This window comes from Actinoallomurus sp. CA-150999 (assembly GCF_050942425.1).
In the GTDB taxonomy this organism is placed as follows: domain Bacteria; phylum Actinomycetota; class Actinomycetes; order Streptosporangiales; family Streptosporangiaceae; genus Actinoallomurus.
In genome coordinates this window covers 7,187,994-7,205,030 of record NZ_CP192063.1, presented here as the reverse complement: position 1 = coordinate 7,205,030, position 17,037 = coordinate 7,187,994, and the positions used below count along the sequence as shown (strand labels likewise).

Sequence of the window (17,037 nt, the reverse complement as noted above, 5' to 3'; positions counted from 1 at the left end):
AGGTCGTGGGGCAAACCGCGACCGGCTGAAGATCACCGGGGTGGGCTGCCGATCGCCGCGCGGCTGATCCAGGCCTGATTGCCCACCTGGAGGTCCAACTAGTGCGATAGTGCTTTGTGGTAGTCCTCGCATGAAACGGCGGGCGGGCAGTGTGTCCCTGATCGCCGTTTGTAGGGTCCCCACAAGCCGGGGGCTCGGAATTCGCTATGCGGGACATTGGTATACCCGGCGGTAATCGAGCAGGGTATGGACAGGTTCAGGCGACGTTCGAGATCCGGGCGTCGCCTTCTGCGTTGGGTGCTTGGGAGGCTCGGTCGGTGTTCAGTCGTGTCGCGATCGTCAATCGTGGAGAGGCCGCGATGCGGCTCATCCACGCTGTCCGGGATCTTTCGGCGGAAATCGGGACACGGATCGAGACGGTCGCCCTCTACACCGACGCGGACCGCAACGCGACCTTCGTCCGTGAAGCGGACGTCGCCTACTCGCTGGGCCCCGCCTCGGCCCGCCCGTACCTCGACCACGCCGTCCTGGAGCGGGCGCTGGTGGAGACCGGCGCCGACGCCGCGTGGGTCGGGTGGGGGTTCGTCGCCGAGGACCCGGCGTTCGCCGAGTTGTGCGAGAAGCTCGGTGTCACCTTCGTCGGGCCGAGCGCGGAGGCGATGCGCAGGCTCGGCGACAAGATCGGCGCGAAGCTCCTCGCCGAGGAGGTCGGTGTTCCGGTCGCGCCGTGGAGCCGCGGCGAGGTCGCGACTCTCGAGGACGCGCTGCGCGCCGGCGACGAGATCGGTTACCCGCTGATGCTCAAGGCGACCGCGGGCGGAGGCGGTCGAGGCATCCGCATGGTCGCCTCGAAGGAGGATCTGACCGACGCCTACGAGCGCACCAGCCAGGAGGCGCTGCGCGCGTTCGGCTCCGGCGTGGTCTTCCTGGAGCGCTTGGTCACCGGCGCCCGCCACGTCGAGGTCCAGGTCATCGCCGACGGGCAGGGCACCGCGTGGGCGCTGGGCGTCCGGGACTGCTCGGTGCAGCGGCGCAACCAGAAGATCATCGAGGAGTCCGCCTCCCCGGTCCTGGAACCGGAGCAGACCGCCGAGCTGAAGGCGTCGGCCGAGCGGCTCGCCGTGGCCGTCGGTTACCGCGGCGCCTGCACCGTCGAGTTCCTCTACCACCCCGGCGAGAAGCTCTTCGCCTTCCTTGAGGTTAACACTCGGCTGCAGGTCGAGCACCCGATCACGGAGATCACCACCGGCACCGACCTGGTCCGGCTGCAGCTGCACGTGGCGGACGGCGGGAAGCTGGAAGGCGCCCAGCCGGGCGAGGTCGGCCACGCCATCGAGGCCCGGCTCAACGCCGAGGACCCGGACCGCGACTTCGCGCCGGCCCCGGGCCGCATCGTGCGTCTGGTGCTGCCCGCCGGGCCCGGCATCCGCGTGGACACCGGCGTCAGCGAGGGCGACAGCATCCCGGCCGACTTCGACTCGATGATCGCGAAGATCATCGCCTACGGCCGTGACCGCGAGCAGGCCCTGGGCCGGCTGCGCCGCGCGATGGCCGACACCACAGTGATCATCGAGGGTGGCGCGACCAACAAGAGCTTCGTGCTCGACCTGCTCGACCAGCCCGAGGTGATCGACGCGAGCGCCGACACCGGCTGGATCGACCGCGTACGCGCCGAGGGCCGCCTGGTCGGCCACCGGCACTCCGCGATCGCCCTGGCCGCCGCCGCGGTCGAGGCGTACGAGGACGAGGAGGAGGTCAGCCGGAAGCGGCTGCTGTCCACCGCCCACGGCGGGCGCCCGCAGGTGCAGCACGAGAGCGGCCGTCCGCTGGACCTCAAACTCCGCGGCGTCGACTACCGGGTGAGCGTCGCCCGGGTCGGGCAGCGGCGGTTCCGTGTCGGCGTCTCCGGCGGCGGTGACGTGCATCCCGTCGACGTCGAGGTCGAGCGGTTCGATGAGTACAGCGGCCACATCGTGGTCAACGGCCGCCGCTTCCGGCTGGTGTCGGCCACGCACGGGCCGATCCACCTGGTCGAGGTCGACGGCGTCACGCACCGGATCAGCCGCGACGAGGGCGGTGTCGTCCGTTCCCCGGCGCCCGCGCTGGTGGTGGCGACGCCGTCGTCGGTCGGTGACGAGGTCGAGTCCGGCGCGCCGATCCTGGTGCTCGAGAGCATGAAGATGGAGACGGTGCTGCGTGCGCCGTTCCGCGCCCGCGTCCGTGAGTGCCCGGTGTCGGTGGGCAGCCAGGTCGAGACCGGCGCGCCGTTGATGCGGCTGGAGCCGCTGGCCGATGACGACGTTCAGGACGCGGAGCCGGCCGCCGAGGCCGTCGAGATCGAGCTGCCCGCGGAGCCCGCGGCATCGGCGGCCGAGCGTGTCGAACGCGGCCTGCAGGACCTGCGCGGCCTGCTGCTCGGCTTCGACGCCGACCCGTACGACCGTGACCAGGTGCTGCCGGCCTACCTGACCGCGCGCGCCGAGCTGGGCGGGAGGGCGATCGAGGGCGAGCTGGACCTGCTCACCGTGTTCGCCGACCTGTCCGAGCTGAGCCGCAACAAGCCGGGCGGCGAGCTGGACGTCGAGCCGGGCAGCCCGGTGCACAGCCCGCGCGAGTTCTTCCACAGCTACCTGCAGAGCCTCGACGTCGAGCGCGCCGGCCTCACCGAGGGCTTCCAGGCCAAGCTCACCAAGGTCCTCGCCCACTACGGCGTCGCCGACCTCGACCGCACGCCCGAGCTGGAGGCCGCGGTCTTCCGGATCTTCCTGGCTCAGCAGCAGATGAGCACCGGCGTCGCGATCGTGTCGGAGCTGCTGCGCCAGTGGCTGGCCGGCGCGCCGCCGCTCGAGCCGCTCGGCGAGCGCGCCGGGCTCACCCTCGAGCACCTGGTCGAGGCCACCCAGGTGCGCTTCCCCATGGTGTCCGACCTGGCCCGCGGTGTGGTGTTCCGCTGGTTCACCCAGCCGCTGCTGCGCCGCAACCGCGCCAAGGTCTACGCCGCGGTGCGCGACGACCTGCGTTACCTGGACGGCAACCCGGACGCGCCGGACCGCGCCGAGCGGATCCAGACCATGGTGGCCAGCTCCGAGCCGCTCGTCCGGCTGATCGGCCAGCGGTTCGGCCGGTCCGGACGGGATCACGCGCCGCTCCTGGAGGTGCTGACCCGCCGCTACTACGGCAACCGCGGGCTGTCCGAGGTCACCGCGCGGGAGACCGATGGCTGCCGGTTCGTCACCGCCGAGCACAACGGCCCGGCAGGCGTGACACGCGTGGTCACGACCGCCGTCGACATCGCCGCCCTGCCCGACGCCATCAGTGCCGTCGGCATGTTCGCCGCCGACGTCCGTGAGCATGGGCTGGTCGCCGACCTGTACGTCGCGTGGGAGGACCAGCCGGACGTCGACGCGATGGCGGCGCGGCTCGGGCAGCTTCTCGCCGAGCACCCGTGGCCCGCGGGCGTCCGCCGGATCACGACCACCGTCGCCGGCACCAGCGGCGCGGTGATGCACCATCACTTCACCTTCCGGCCCGACGGCGCGGGATTCGCCGAGGACCGGCTGATCCGCGGCCTGCACCCGCAGATGGCGCGGCGTCTGCAGCTGCAGCGGCTGCGCGAGTTCGACCTCACGCGGCTGCCGTTCGCCGACGAGGAGATCTACCTCTTCAGGGCTGTGGCGCGCAGCAACCCGGCCGACGAGCGGCTCATCGCGATGGGCCAGGTACGCGACCTGACGCCGCTGCGCGAGGCCGACGGCAGGCTGATCGCGCTGCCCGCGGTGGAGGACGCGATCGCCGCGGGCCTGGACGCGATCCGTAACATCCAAGCGCAGCGACCCCAGAACAAGCGGTTCGACACCAACCGGATCATGATGTACGTCTGGCCGTCGACCGAGCTGTCCACCGACGAGCTGAACGCCCTGGTCCAGCGCGTCCTGCCGACTTCGGCGGGCGCGGGTCTGGAGGAGGTCCAGTTCGTGGCCCGCCAGCGCAACGCCGCCGGCGAACTGGCCGAGGTCGCCGTGCGGATCACCCTTGACCCGGGCCACGGCGCGAGCCTGCATGTCGGCGAGCCGTCGACGGAGCCGGTGCAGCCGCTGGACGACTACCGCCAGAAGGTGCTGCGCGCCGCTCGGCGCGGGAACGTCTACCCGTACGAACTGACCGGCATGCTCACCGGGCCGGAGGGCCGCTTCGTCGAGCACGACCTCGACGACCACGGCGCGCTCGTACCGGTGGCCCGGCCGAAGGGGAAGAACTCCGCAGCGATCGTGGCGGGCGTCGTCACGACGCCGACCGAGCGGCACCCCGAAGGCGTCACCCGCGTGGTCCTGCTCGGCGACCCGACGAAGGCGCTGGGCGCGCTGTCGGAACCGGAGTGCTCGCGGGTGATCGCCGCGCTCGACCTCGCCGAGCGGATGCGGGTCCCCTTGGAGTGGTTCGCGCTGTCGGCGGGCGCGCGGATCTCGATGACCTCGGGCACCGAGAACATGGACTGGGTCGCGGCCGCGCTCAAGCGGATCGTCACGTTCACCCAGAACGGCGGCGAGATCAACATCGTGGTCGCCGGGATCAACGTCGGCGCCCAGCCGTACTGGAACGCCGAAGCGACGATGCTCATGCACACCAAGGGCATCCTGGTCATGACGCCGGACTCGGCGATGGTGCTCACCGGCAAGCAGTCGCTGGACTTCTCCGGCAGCGTCTCGGCCGAGGACAACTTCGGCATCGGCGGCTACGACCGCGTGATGGGGCCGAACGGCCAGGCGCAGTACTGGGCGCCCAACCTGCCGGCCGCCCGCGACGTGCTGATGGCGCACTACGACCACACCTACGTCGTGCCCGGCGAGACGGCTCCGCGGCGAGCCCGCACCACCGACCCGGTCGACCGCGACGTCTCCGCGTTTCCGCACCCGGTCGCCGGCAGCGACTTCACCACCGTCGGCCAGATCTTCTCCGCCGAGCACAACCGCGACCGCAAGAAGCCGTTCGACATCCGCACGGTGATGCGCGCCCTGTCCGACCAGGATCACCCGGTGCTGGAGCGCTGGGCGGGCATGGCCGACGCCGACACCTCTGCGGTGCAGGACGTGCACATCGGCGGCCGGCCGGTCTGCCTGATCGGTATCGAGTCGCGGTCGGTGCCGCGCCGCGGCTTCCCACCCACCGACGGCCCGGACACCTACACCGCGGGCACGCTGTTCCCACGGTCGTCGAAGAAGACCGCGCGGGCGATCAACGCGGCGTCCGGCAACCGGCCGCTGGTCGTGCTGGCGAACCTGTCCGGGTTCGACGGCTCACCGGAGTCGATGCGCAAGCTCCAGCTGGAGTACGGCGCGGAGATCGGCCGGGCGATCGTCAACTTCGACGGGCCGATCGTGTTCTGCGTGATCTCCCGCTACCACGGCGGCGCGTTCGTGGTGTTCTCCAAGGCGCTCAATCCGAACATGACCGTGCTGGCGCTGGAGGGCTCGTTCGCCTCGGTGCTCGGCGGTGCTCCGGCGGCCGCCGTGGTGTTCTCCGGCGAGGTGAACAACCGCACCGCGACCGACCCGCGGGTGACCGAGCTGCAGACGCAGGTCTCGGCGGCCGGCGGCGCCGAGCGGGCCGCGCTGAGCGCCCGGCTCGCCGAGGTGCAGTCCGCCGTGCGGGCGGAGAAGCTCGGCGAGGTCGCCGCCGAGTTCGACCGGGTGCACAGCATCCAGCGCGCGGTCGAGGTCGGCTCGGTAGACGCGATCATCAGCAGCGCCGAGCTGCGACCGCGGATCATCGAGGCACTCGAGCGCGGAATGGCCTGACGCTCAGCGAGATCGGCAGCAGCAGGCTGACTCGCCGACCCTCGCGGCTGCTTGTCGCGCACGCCGGACGGCCCGGTCCCACCGCCTCTCGGGCCGTCCGGCGTCGCAGCTGCCCACCGCGATCCCTGCCCCCGACAGGCGCACGGCGGGCATGAATCTTTCAGCCATCATCGCCCTCATCAAGGCCGTTCTTCTCCGCCCGCCGCTGCACGATCCCGGCGAAATCCACCGTCGAAAGACCGTCGCCGGGCTTATCGACGAGTGCCGCGGAATTGCCTGACCGCGCTGCGGACGGCCAGGTCAGCGACGCCATCCGCGGCTTTGGCGCCGCACACGCCTTCGGCCGCCGATCGCAAGCGCGGCTGCCCCACCATCTTCCGAATCGTCCTGGCACCGATAACGGCATGTTCAGCGAGCATTGATTTGGGCCTGGTACTGGCGATGCCGTCCAATTACCGTCGCCCTCACCCAGCCTGAGGAAGCCACCTCACGCCTTTCACATGACCGATACCTTACGACCCGCCCCGTCCTCACCCCCGCCAGAGGAGAGCGACCATGCGTGGCTGCCATGCCATGGTGCCGCGTCCCGTCCCCGCGCCCGCGGAACGGCTTTCTCGTCGGCAATCGCGTCACGATGCGCGAAGCCCCCCGCCTCATTGACGCTGCCGGGTTTGAACCGCACTCGCAGCACACGCAATCTCACGAAATTTCGAACAGGAGGTCGTTACATTGTCCCCCCGCGCAATCGTCTCCATTCCGTTCGAGGCCTGAAATGAGGGCCTTCGGACATCGTCGTGCGACGAAGCGACAGGCAGGGCTGGCTGCGACGATCGCGGTCGGCGCTCTCACATTCTGCCTCGCCACCATCCCCACAGCCGGCGCCTCCAGCGGCACGCCGTCTCCGCATCCTGCCGCGACCGACCCGGTCCTGTCCGCCCCGGTCTCTTCGCATCCGGTCCCCGGCATCACCGGCCGTGCCGCCGCAACGTTCTTAACTCCCGCCCAACGCGCCCGGTTCCGCAGCCGCCACGCCCTCTGGCGCAGCGCTCCTACTCGGCACAGCACTCCGTTCATGGTCCATGCGGACGACGACGGCCACCAGTTCTGGGCCGTCTACCCGACGGCCGGCAACAACCCCACCGGCGTCACCGCCACCCATTCGGTCGTCCCGAACCTGCGCGCCTCGAACAGCAGCGACGTCATCTACGCGCCCACGCTGTACCCCTCCGGCAACGCCTGCATCGAGGACACCACCGCCTACCTGCACGACAGCGCAGTGATCTGGGCCTGGGACTGGTGCCAGAGCCAAACCGTCGGCAAGCTCACGGTAATGGACTCCGCCTTCCAGTCCACCTACGTCCGGAACGGCGCCTACCGGGTCATGGTCGATAAGACCGACGCGGCCACCAACACCTGGCAGATGCTGCTCTACAACTTCACAACATCGCAGTGGGATCCCTACTTTACCTCCCACGGACCCAACGGCGTCTACGACTTCGGCTGGGACGCCTTCGAGGTCTACTCCGCCACCAACCCCTCCACCGGACGCCCCTACATCTGCGCCGACACCGCTGGCCGCTCTTTCACCGCCAGCGACATTCAGCAAAGAGAAAACGGCACCTGGAAGTCACTGACCGGCTCCGATTCCACCACTGACCCCACCGGCACCATATTCGGGTGCCCCAACCTGCACGCCACCTTCACCACCCCCAACTCCACCTGGCGCGTCAGCAACCCCTGAACCCGCCTTTCCGAAGCACCAATCCCATTGGATTGGTGCTTCGGACTCGGGGTGGGGTGCGGTGGCGACGACGTGGACGACGGCGCCCGCGTCAGGCCATCAGAGGGCGACGCAAATCAGGCCCGCGCCGTCGACGACGGTGGGACGGGCCGGCTCACCGGCTGCTCGCGGTGGCGGCGACGGCCGGGAGGACGGCGAGGGCGAGGACCCCGCCGGTGAGGGCGAGGACGGGATAGCCGGCGGCGGCCACGACGAGGCCGGAGGAGAGGCCGCCCGTGGCGCCAGCGATGGCGATGGACACGTCGACCAGACCCTGGGTCTTGGCGCGGGTGGCCAACGGCACCGCGTCGGTGATCATAGCGGTGCCGGAGACGAGGCCGAGGTTCCAGCCCAGCCCCAGCAGTGCGAGCGCCAGGGCGAGCAGGCCGACGGACTCCGCAGGCGCCACGGCGGCCGTGATTCCCGCGGCCAGGAGGGTGAGGCCGGAGGCGACGGCGATGACCGTACGGCCGTAGCGGTCGACGAGCCAGCCGGTCAGGGGCGAGGGCAGGTACATCGCGCCGACGTGGATGGCGATGACGAGGCCGGACGCGGCGGTGCCGTGGCCGTGGTCGTGCATGTGCACGGGAGTCATCGTCATGATCGCGACCATGACGAGCTGGGTGAGGATCATCGTCAGCGCGCCCAGCATCAGCCTTGGACGGCGCGCCGGTGCCAGGTCCGGCCCGGCATCGGCGGCCGCCTCGGCCGGGGGTGCTTCGGTCCGCTGTTCGCGGTCGAGTCTGCGGGCGAGCAGCAGGGGGTCGGGGCGCAGCCAGACGGCCAGGACGAGGGCGGCCAGGGCGTAGGCGGTGCCGGAGAGCAGGAACGGCCCGGCCAGGGTGGGGATGCCGAGCGTGCCGGCGAGGGTGCCGGTGGGCGCGGCGAGGTTGGGGCCGACGACACCGCCGAGCGTGGTGGCGACCAGGACGGTGGAGACGGCGCGGGCGCGGTGGGCGGGAACCGCGAGGTCGGCCCCGGCGTACCGGGCTTGAAGGTTGGTGGCCGTTCCGGCGCCGTAGACGAACAGCGCGATGAAGAGCAGTACGGGGTTGTCGGCGACGGCGGCGGCGATGACGCCCGCGCTGCCGACCGCACCGGTCAGGTACCCCATAGCGAGGCCCGGCCGGCGGCCTCGGATCTGGGAGATGCGGCCCACCGCGACGGCGGCGAGGGCCGAGCCGGCGGTGAACAGGGCGCTGGGCAGACCCGCGAGGTCGGTGGAGCCGAGCATGTCCTGCGCGAGCAGGGCACCGACGGTCACGCCGGCCGCGAGCCCGGCCCCGCTGAGGATCTGGCTGGTGACCAGCACGGTCAGGACGCGGCGCTGGGCTTCGGGGCGGGCGGATGTGCCGGTCGGGGTGGCGGAGTCGGTCGTGGTCACGGGCAGTTCTCTCTCAGACGCGGGAGGCAGGGCGCGGAGCGGGACGGGGACGCGCGGGGCGGCGCCCCGGGCCCGGCTACAGGCCGTCGACGACGAGGTAGCCGTCGAGGCGGCGTACGCGGTCGCAGTCGGGATCGGGCGGGAGCGCGTGGCCGAGGTCGCCGGCGCGGACCTCGCCGATCCACTGGTCGTGCTGGTACTCGTGGTTGACGAGCGTGGTGAGCAGGTGGCTTGCGACGATGGTGAGTTGCCCCGGTGCTGCGACCTTTCCGGACGCGATGGCGCGCATGCGGGCGTGTACGCGCTCGGCGACGGTGTCACGGAACGCGGTGAGCCGTTCGACGGTGGGCAGGGCGCCGCGGAACTGTTCGGGGTTGGCCGAGTCCATCAGCGCGTCGAGGGCCGGGTCGGGGCTGGGCTCGGCCGCGGTGAGGTTGCGGACCATGAAGTGGGCGACGTGGGCCTGGTGGCCCAGGTGCCAGCCGATGGCGCTGGAGTTCTCGTGCGGGCGCCAGGTCACCTCGTCCGGAGTGAGGTCCTTCCACAGTTCGTCGGTGTAGGCGCGGGCGCGGTCGTACTCGCGCAGCAGGGCGTCGATCCGGTGCATGCGGTCACCTTCCTCGGGTGCGGGTGGGCAGGGGCCATGGGGCGGGCACGGCGCGGGTCGGAGACGGGGACAGGACCGCGTGCGCGGCTCGCTCCGCGGCGGCGAGAGCGCCTTCCATGTGCCCGGTGTGGTCGGGGGCGGTCTCGGTCGATGCCCAGTGCAGCCTGCCGCCCAGCGCCGGCTGCTGGTACAGGTCGTGGCCGAACAGAGAGTAGTCGGCCAGGCGGTGTACGGCGGGCGGGGAGGTCCAGTGCTCGTCGCTCCAGTCCTGCACCCGCAGCGACTCCGGTTCGGCGGCTGCCGGGCCGAAGAGCCGGCCCAGCTGGGAGCGCGCCGCGTTCTCGAAGCCGGGGCCGACGAACTGGGCCGGGGCGAAGCCGAACAGGACGGCGGGGCGCCCGCCCGGCCCTGAGATGTCGTGCAGTTCGCGCAGCGGGCCGGTCCTGCTGATCGCCGCTCCGGCGAGGGACGCCTCACGCCAGAAGGCGCCGGGGTAGTGGGCGACGACCTTGGCGACCGCTCCCATCCACACCGGCGTCTTTCGGGCGAGCCGGACCAACTGTGCGGGCAGTTCCGCGCCGAGGTCGATGCGTGCGAGGGCGAGCGCGGGCGGTACGGCCAGCACGACGTGTTCGGCGTGCAGGACCGCGTCCGGCGTGTGGACGTCGAGCGCGCCACCGTCGCCCTTGTCGCTGCGGCGGATCGCGGTGACCGGCGTACCGAGGCGCAGGGATTGGGCGGGCAGTTCCGCCGCGAGACCGTGGGCAAGGGCATCGGCACCCGCCGTGAAGCGGCGGGCCGGGCCGTCGATCAGGTTGCCGGGAAGCCGGTGCACCCCGGTGACGTCCTGCAGCACCGTGTCCCCCGCGAGGTGCTGGTCGAAGGTTTCGACGCCGAGCCGCGCGGCCAGTTCCGCGATGCGCCGCTCGCCGTCCCAGAACCAGGTGGCGCCCAGGTCGAGAGCACCGCCCGGGGCGGGGGTGCTCAGCGCGCGTCCGCCGACGCGCTCGCGGGCCTCCAGGCACACGGTGTCGCGCCCGGCGGCGGCCAGCGCGGTGGCAGCGGCAAGGCCGCCGATGCCCGCGCCGACCACGACGACGTCATGAACCTCCTCGCGCGGCATGTACGGCCTCCCTTCGTCGGCTCTGGTCGGTGGTGTCTGCCGGGCTCGGACTGGGCGCGAAGTCAGGCGACGTCGTAGATCCGCACGTCGGGTGCGGCCTTCAGCAGCGGGGACAGGCCGCCGACGACATCCCGGGTGAACAGCTCGCTTTCCAGGTATGCCGCCGCGTCGGCGGTGGTCCGGAAGCCGTGGAGGACCTGTACGTCCTCGTCGCGGACGAGAAGCTCCTTGCTGGTGGCGCCCGGGACGGTGTCCAGGAACGGCTGCCGGTAGTTCTCGTAGACGCCCGCCGCCGCGGCACGGTCCGCCGGATCCACCCGCAGCGTGATTTCGAGATATGCCATGGTTATGCCTCGCAGGTTCGTGAAGGAAAGAGCGGCACGACATGCACCGCAATGCTCCTGCGACGTTAGGGGCGGTATGCGAGGACTGGTAGAGGATCTCGGTGAATCACGGTATAAGCAGCATGTATGACTAGGGGGCGTGCCGGGTCGTGTACGGCCGGTGCGCCGCTCGGACGGCGGGACGGCTGACCGCGGTGCTCTCGCGCCCCGTCCGGGACCGCCCGTTTCAGCCGGCCGGCTGCCGGGCCGCCGCGAGACCGTCGGCCAGGCGGAGGAGATCGGCGGCGAGCGGGGAGCCGGCGCTCCACACCGCCTCGAAGGAGATCTGCACCTCGCGGCCATGGTCCGTGAGCGGGCGGTGCGGCACGTCGGGGGAGGTGACCTTGGAGCGCGGGACCATCGCCGAGCCCAGGCCCAGCTTCGCCCAGTCCTGCAGGACGTTGTAGCTGGCGGCTTCCCCCGGATACGTGCGCAGGGGCAGCTCGTGCGCCTGGAAGAGCTGCGTGGTGAACGTGGTCAGTCCGCAGGTGTCCGGTACGAGAATGAACTGCGCCTCGCCCACCTCCGCCAGCTCCACGGGAGCCGCCCCACCGCAGCCGGTCTCGGGGCCGACGACGACGATCGGCTCGACGTCGATGACCCGGTGCTCGAAGCGCGGCATCGCGGCCACGGCCGGGATCAGGATGATGTCGAGCTCGTCGGCGCGCAGCTCACCGCGCAGGTCCTCCATCTTCGCCTCGCGCAGCACGAGGTCGCGGGGGACGGGCAGGCCGCGGACCATGCCGAAGGACCGGGCGACCAGGTGCGGGCCGATCAGCGGCGAGACGCCCATGCGGATCTTCTGCTCACCGGGTGCGGTCAGTCGCCTGGCCTCCGCGGAAACGGCGTCCAGCGCGGCCACGGCATGGCCGATCAACGGCAGCATCCGCGTACCGAAGGCCGTCGGGGTCACCCCGCGCGGAGAACGGTCGAACAGCTTCTCTCCCAGGCGTTCCTCCAGCTTGGCGATCCCGTTGGACAGCGCGGGCTGCGTCACGCCGTACGCCCGGGCGGCGGCGCTGAACGATTTGGTCTCGGCGACCGCCTGCGCATAGCGGAGCCCTTCGAGACTCAGCCGTTCCATCATCGCCACGCCTTGTCGTTCACCGAACTTCCCGCCGGGGCGGTTTCGCACTGCTTCTCTTCCCCGTAGCGGATCCCCGCAGTTGAGCATAACCACCGGTTCCGGCCGTCGGTTCCTGACGTGGGGACGCGTGTCCAGCAGGGAGTCCGAGGCTCAGCCGGCTTTCCCACGACCTGGCCTCGATCGCCCCGGCCCCGTGGCGCGCGGGTCTGTGACCAGGACCGTCCTCGCACTCTTCCACTCGGTGGCTCTGCTGACATGCGACCCGGCCGATGTGCGCCGTCGCCCATCGGCCGGCCTGATGAAAGCCCTTTTCGCTGTTTTCAGGATTCGTTGCGGCGAGTGACGCCGCTCGGACGTCCATGACGTGCGGTTGTTGCCGATCGCGCCCGCCGATTCGCGGTGCGGCCCGTCGCGGTCGGCTTGACCCTTCGGCGCGGCCCGCGACACGGTCGAGATCGCGCTGGGCCGTTCAAGTCCGGCATTCCGGTGGACCTAGGTGAAAGGGCGGGGAATGCGGAAGCGAGGACGTGGCGGCCGGGTCGCGACCGCATTCGGCGTCGTCATCGTGACCATCGCCGCCGTCGGAGGGTGGACGGAGGAGCCGTCGAGCCCGGCGGCCGGCGATCCGCAGCGCGCGCAGCCCGCGGCGACACGCCAGGTCACGCTCCTGACCGGCGACCGGGTGACGGTACGGACCAATGACAAATCCTCCGTACAGGTCGTCCGCGGACGCGGCAGGGCGAACGTGCCGTACGCGGTGAAGGCGTACGGCGGACACGTGTTCGTGGAGCCGGCCGACGCCGCGGGACTGATCGCCCGGGGCCGGCTCGACGAGCGGCTGTTCGACGTGACCCAGCTGGCGGCGTGGGGGTACGACGACGCCCACACGGCCGACATCCCGGTCATCACCAAGGGCGCCGCCGTCCTGCCGTACGGTCACGGGACGAGGAAGCTGCCCGCGCTGGGCATGTCGGCGACCCGCATACCGAAGCCGAACGCCGAAGCGGCCTGGCGCGACCTCACGGCGGGAGCCGTCGAGCCCACCACGTTCGCCACCTCGACGACGAAGATCTGGCTGGACGGCAGGTTGCGGGTCACCGACGACGTGAGCGCCGCGCAGGTGGGCGCGCCGGTGGCATGGCGCAGGGGACTGACCGGCAGCGGCGTCACCGTCGCGGTGCTCGACAGCGGGTACGACCCGGCGCATCCCGACCTCAGCGGCGTGGTGACGCAGAGTCGCGGGTTCACCGACCAGGGCGCGGCGGATGTGACGGATGGCCATGGGCACGGCACCCACGTCGCGTCGATCCTCGCCGGTTCGGGCGCCGCGTCGAACGGGCGGTACAAGGGCATCGCGCCCGGTGCGAAGCTCGCGGTCGGGAAGGTCTGCGACGACGCCGGGTGGTGTGACTCGTCGTGGGTGCTGGCCGGCATGACCTGGGCGGCGCAGACGGCCAAGGCACGCGTGGTCAACCTGAGCCTCGGCGCCGCCGACTCGCCCGGCGTCGACCCGCTCGAAGAGGCGGTCAACACGCTCACCGCGCAGACCGGGACGCTCTTCGTGATCGCGGCGGGCAACGACGCGCGGGACGGCACGATCGAGTCGCCGGGCAGCGCGGACGCGGCGCTCACCGTGGGTGCGGTCGACTCCGCCGACGCGCTCGCGTCGTTCTCCTCCCGCGGTCCGCGCGTCGGCGACTACGCCGTCAAACCCGACGTCACCGCGCCGGGCGTGGACATCATCGCGGCCAAGGCGGCCGGTTCGGACCTGGGCACGCCGGTGGGCACGGCCTACCAGAAGCTGTCGGGCACGTCGATGGCGACGCCGCACGTGGCCGCGGCCGCGGCGATCGTGGCGGGGGAGCATCCGGACTGGACGGCTCCGCAGCTCAAGGCCGCGCTGACCGGTTCCGCGCATCCCGGCGCCGACGAGTCCGCGTATCACGAGGGAACCGGACGTCTCGACATCGCGCGGGCCGTCACCCAGCAGGTCACCGCCGCGCCGACCGGCATGTCGGCGGCGCTGGCCTGGCCGCATACGGCCGGGCAGTCGGCGGCCCGTACGTACGCGTACACCAACCACGGCACGGTTCCGATCACGCTGACGCTGCGCCCGGCCGGTGTTCCGTCCAAGCTCGTCCGGCTGAGCCCGTCCACGGTGACGCTGGGACCGGGCGCGACCGCGCAGGTCACGGCGACGATCGGGGCCGACGGCGTGACCCCGGGCACCTACAGTGGGCTGATCACCGCCACCTCCGCGGACCGGAAGGTCGTGGTGCGTACGGGCGTCGGCGCGTTCATCGAGCCGGAGGCGTACGACGTCACGGTCTCGGCGGTCGACCGCGACGGGCAGCCGAGCGATACGGGGATCGACTTCTTCGACCCGGCGACGGGCGTCGTCACCAGGGCGGCGACCGTGGGCGGCACGGCCACCGTACGGCTGCGGGCCAAGCGGTACATCGCCCACGCCGCCGTCTTCACCCAGGGGACGGATGTCAGCAGTCTGCTCCAGCCGTACACCGTCGGCGCGAGCGACCACCGGGTGGCGCTCGACGCCCGCACGGCGAAACCGGTCACGGTCACCATCGACCGGGCCGACGCGACCGCCACGCTGAACGCGATGTCCGCCTACAACGGCCGGGGCGGGGCCTTCGTCAGCATCGGCAGCGGCAGGCCTGGGCACGTGAGCGTCCCGCCGGTCAAGGACCGCAACATCGTCTTCAACGTCCAGTCGCTCTGGACACAGCAGAACGCGACCGAGACCGCGCCCAGTACGTACCGGTATGACCTGGCCGACGTCGTCCGCGGCCAGGTACCGGCCGACCCGACGTACCACCATGCGACGGCCGAACTGGCCGCGATCCGCATGAGCTGGCGGACACCGGGCGTGGAGACCGTCGGCAGCCACGTCTGGGCGCCGGTGCTGCCCGACGTCTTCCTGTCGGTGGGCACCGGGATACCGATGCGGCTGCCGGCGGCACAGACGGAGTACGTCACCCCGCAGCAGGCCTACTCGCGGACGCTGTACTACGGTCCCGACGACCGGAGCCTGCTGCAGGGAGGCACGTTCGCCGCGCCCGACGCCTCGTACGTCGCCAAGACCTATGCGGAGACCTGGAACGCCGCCGCCGTCGGCCCCGCCTTCCCCGGCGCCGGAGGCGGCGACCGAACCGGCGACGTGCTGACCTACGGCGGCGACGGGCTGTTCAGCGACGCGGCCTCCGGGCACGTCGGCCGGGACGTGCGGGCCACCGGCACGGTCCAGCTCGCGCGCGGTTCGACCGTGGTCAAGACGGCGACGTTGAACGGCGGATACGCGGCCCTGACGGCGACGCTGCCCGCGCGCTCGGCGACCTACACGTTGAGTGTGTCGGCCCAGCGGCCGGTGACGCCGTCCACCGCGGTGACGACGGCGTGGACGTTCCGGTCGGGGCACACCGCGAGCCGGCGTCCACTGCCGCTGCAGGCGGTGCGGTTCGCGGTGCCGGGGCTCGACGACGCCAACCGGGCCGCGGCGGGCACGACCGTGAGCCTCCCGGTGCGGGTCGTCCGCAACCCGGGCGCCCCGTCGGTGTCGGTCGCCGCACTCACCGTGCAGACCTCCGCCGACGACGGTACGAGCTGGCAGAACGCACCGGTCGTACGCTCCGGCGGCGGCTGGGTCGCCACCGTGACCAACCCGGCGACGCCCGGGTACGTCTCGCTGCGGGCCACCGCCACCGACGGCGCGGGCGACTCGGTCCAGCAGACGATCACACGGGCGTACGCGGTGCGCTGATCACCCCTCGACGGGCCGCCGCGACGACGGCGTTGTGCCCGCGTAGAAGGCGGGACGGGGCTTCATGCCGGCGCCGACGATGCCGCCCGACCGCCGGGCCTCGACGGTGGCGTTGGAGATGACGGTCGCTGCGTAGCCGTCCCAGGTGGATGGGCCGGTGGGCGCGTCGCCCGCCGCGATGCCCGCGATCCACTCGCGGAACTCGGTGTCGAAGGCGTCGGCGAAGCGGCCCACCCAGTCGGTGAGCAGCGCCGTGCTGTGCTGCCCCGCGGTGCGCACGCCGACCGCGGCCGGGTCGGGCAGCCGCACGAGCCCCTCCTCGCCGACCACCTCGCATTGAATGTCGTAGCCGTACTGGCAGTTGACGAAGACCTCCAGGTCGATGCGGACGCCCTTCGCGGTCTCATAGAGCATGATCTGCGGGTCTGTCAGGTGCGCGAACCGCCTGCTCGTGGAGCGTGGCGTGACCACCTGGGCGGAGACGATCTCGTCATCGAGGAGCCAGCGCAGCACGTCGATCTCGTGCACCGCCGTGTCGAGCGCCGCCATGTCGGAGACGTACGACTCCGGAACGGTCGGGTTGCGGTGGGCGCAGTGCACCACCAACGCCTCACCGATCCGGCCGGAGTCGATGACGTGCTTCAGCTGCCGGTAGCCCGCGTCATAGCGGCGCATGAAGCCGACCTGGACGAGCCGGCGGCCGTGCGCCATCTCGGCCTCGACGATCCGCAGGCAGTCCTGGGTGGTGGTGGCGAGAGGCTTCTCGCAGAACACCGGCTTCCCGGCGGCGATCGCGCCCAGTACATGCTCCGCGTGCGTGGGACCCCAGGAGGTGACGAGCACCGCGTCGACGTCGTCCGCCGCGATCAACGCGGGGCCGTCCGCGAAGACCCGCGCGCCGACGTCGGCCGCCGCGTCCTCGGCGCGTGCGGCGTCGATGTCGGTGACCGCCGTGACCTCGGCACCGGTCACGGTGTCGGTGAGCCGGCGGATGTGTTCCCGGCCGATCCAACCGGTTCCGACCACTCCGACGCGCACAGTCATCGAGATTCCTTTCCGCGCCCCGGCCCTCGGGAGCCGGGAACCTCCTGCCGCACTCG

At 71.6% G+C, this 17,037-nt stretch carries 10 protein-coding genes; 3 read left to right on the top strand and 7 right to left on the bottom strand.

Features of this window, described 5'->3' with window-relative positions:
• The first annotated feature begins 317 nt into the window (after window positions 1-317).
• Window positions 318-5,795: a biotin carboxylase N-terminal domain-containing protein gene (locus tag ACQP2O_RS33310; protein ID WP_433172026.1), complete on the top strand. Its 5,478-nt coding sequence runs from the start codon at window positions 318-320 to the stop codon at window positions 5,793-5,795.
• Between the two features lie 160 nt (window positions 5,796-5,955).
• Here ACQP2O_RS33310 and ACQP2O_RS33305 read toward each other — a convergent pair whose 3' ends face one another.
• Complete coding sequence (locus ACQP2O_RS33305) at window positions 5,956-6,108, bottom strand: hypothetical protein (RefSeq protein ID WP_433172024.1); 153 nt, start codon at window positions 6,106-6,108, stop codon at window positions 5,956-5,958.
• A gap of 759 nt (window positions 6,109-6,867) precedes the next feature.
• Between ACQP2O_RS33305 and ACQP2O_RS33300 the strand changes: the two genes are divergently transcribed.
• On the top strand, window positions 6,868-7,536 hold the full coding sequence (locus ACQP2O_RS33300; RefSeq protein WP_433172022.1) for a hypothetical protein: 669 nt from the start codon (window positions 6,868-6,870) through the stop codon (window positions 7,534-7,536).
• 154 nt (window positions 7,537-7,690) lie between these two features.
• Here the strand turns inward: ACQP2O_RS33300 and ACQP2O_RS33295 are convergent, their stop codons facing one another.
• From ACQP2O_RS33295 to ACQP2O_RS33275, 5 genes are all read right to left on the bottom strand, one after another.
• Window positions 7,691-8,959: an MFS transporter gene (locus ACQP2O_RS33295; RefSeq protein ID WP_433172020.1), complete on the bottom strand. Its 1,269-nt coding sequence runs from the start codon at window positions 8,957-8,959 to the stop codon at window positions 7,691-7,693.
• Window positions 8,960-9,035: 76 nt separating this feature from the next.
• On the bottom strand, window positions 9,036-9,566 hold the full coding sequence (locus ACQP2O_RS33290; RefSeq protein WP_433172018.1) for a DinB family protein: 531 nt from the start codon (window positions 9,564-9,566) through the stop codon (window positions 9,036-9,038).
• A 4-nt stretch (window positions 9,567-9,570) separates the two neighbouring features.
• Window positions 9,571-10,689 carry a flavin monoamine oxidase family protein gene (locus ACQP2O_RS33285; protein WP_433172016.1) on the bottom strand — a complete coding sequence of 373 codons (1,119 nt, stop codon included), beginning with the start codon at window positions 10,687-10,689 and terminating at the stop codon, window positions 9,571-9,573.
• Window positions 10,690-10,751: 62 nt separating this feature from the next.
• Window positions 10,752-11,033 (bottom strand): hypothetical protein, encoded by a 282-nt coding sequence (locus ACQP2O_RS33280; RefSeq protein WP_433172014.1) that lies wholly within the window; start codon window positions 11,031-11,033, stop codon window positions 10,752-10,754.
• A 226-nt stretch (window positions 11,034-11,259) separates the two neighbouring features.
• Entirely contained in the window at window positions 11,260-12,159 is a 900-nt protein-coding gene (locus tag ACQP2O_RS33275) for a LysR family transcriptional regulator (protein ID WP_433172012.1), read from the bottom strand.
• Between the two features lie 511 nt (window positions 12,160-12,670).
• Between ACQP2O_RS33275 and ACQP2O_RS33270 the strand changes: the two genes are divergently transcribed.
• Window positions 12,671-15,937: a S8 family serine peptidase gene (locus tag ACQP2O_RS33270; RefSeq protein WP_433172010.1), complete on the top strand. Its 3,267-nt coding sequence runs from the start codon at window positions 12,671-12,673 to the stop codon at window positions 15,935-15,937.
• Here the strand turns inward: ACQP2O_RS33270 and ACQP2O_RS33265 are convergent, their stop codons facing one another.
• Window positions 15,938-16,981, bottom strand: a complete 1,044-nt coding sequence (locus tag ACQP2O_RS33265; protein WP_433172008.1) for a Gfo/Idh/MocA family protein — start codon at window positions 16,979-16,981, stop codon at window positions 15,938-15,940.
• Window positions 16,982-17,037: the final 56 nt, after the last annotated feature.

What these genes read in the sequence shown, in the direction of transcription:
- ACQP2O_RS33285 (WP_433172016.1), bottom strand. Translation starts at nt 10,689, where the DNA reads ATGCCGCGCGAGGAGGTTCATGACGTCGTCGTGGTCGGCGCGGGCATC.
- ACQP2O_RS33275 (WP_433172012.1), bottom strand. Translation starts at nt 12,159, where the DNA reads ATGATGGAACGGCTGAGTCTCGAAGGGCTCCGCTATGCGCAGGCGGTC.
- ACQP2O_RS33270 (WP_433172010.1), top strand. Translation starts at nt 12,671, where the DNA reads ATGCGGAAGCGAGGACGTGGCGGCCGGGTCGCGACCGCATTCGGCGTC.
- ACQP2O_RS33280 (WP_433172014.1), bottom strand. Translation starts at nt 11,033, where the DNA reads ATGGCATATCTCGAAATCACGCTGCGGGTGGATCCGGCGGACCGTGCC.
- ACQP2O_RS33300 (WP_433172022.1), top strand. Translation starts at nt 6,868, where the DNA reads ATGGTCCATGCGGACGACGACGGCCACCAGTTCTGGGCCGTCTACCCG.
- ACQP2O_RS33265 (WP_433172008.1), bottom strand. Translation starts at nt 16,981, where the DNA reads ATGACTGTGCGCGTCGGAGTGGTCGGAACCGGTTGGATCGGCCGGGAA.
- ACQP2O_RS33290 (WP_433172018.1), bottom strand. Translation starts at nt 9,566, where the DNA reads ATGCACCGGATCGACGCCCTGCTGCGCGAGTACGACCGCGCCCGCGCC.
- ACQP2O_RS33305 (WP_433172024.1), bottom strand. Translation starts at nt 6,108, where the DNA reads ATGGCGTCGCTGACCTGGCCGTCCGCAGCGCGGTCAGGCAATTCCGCG.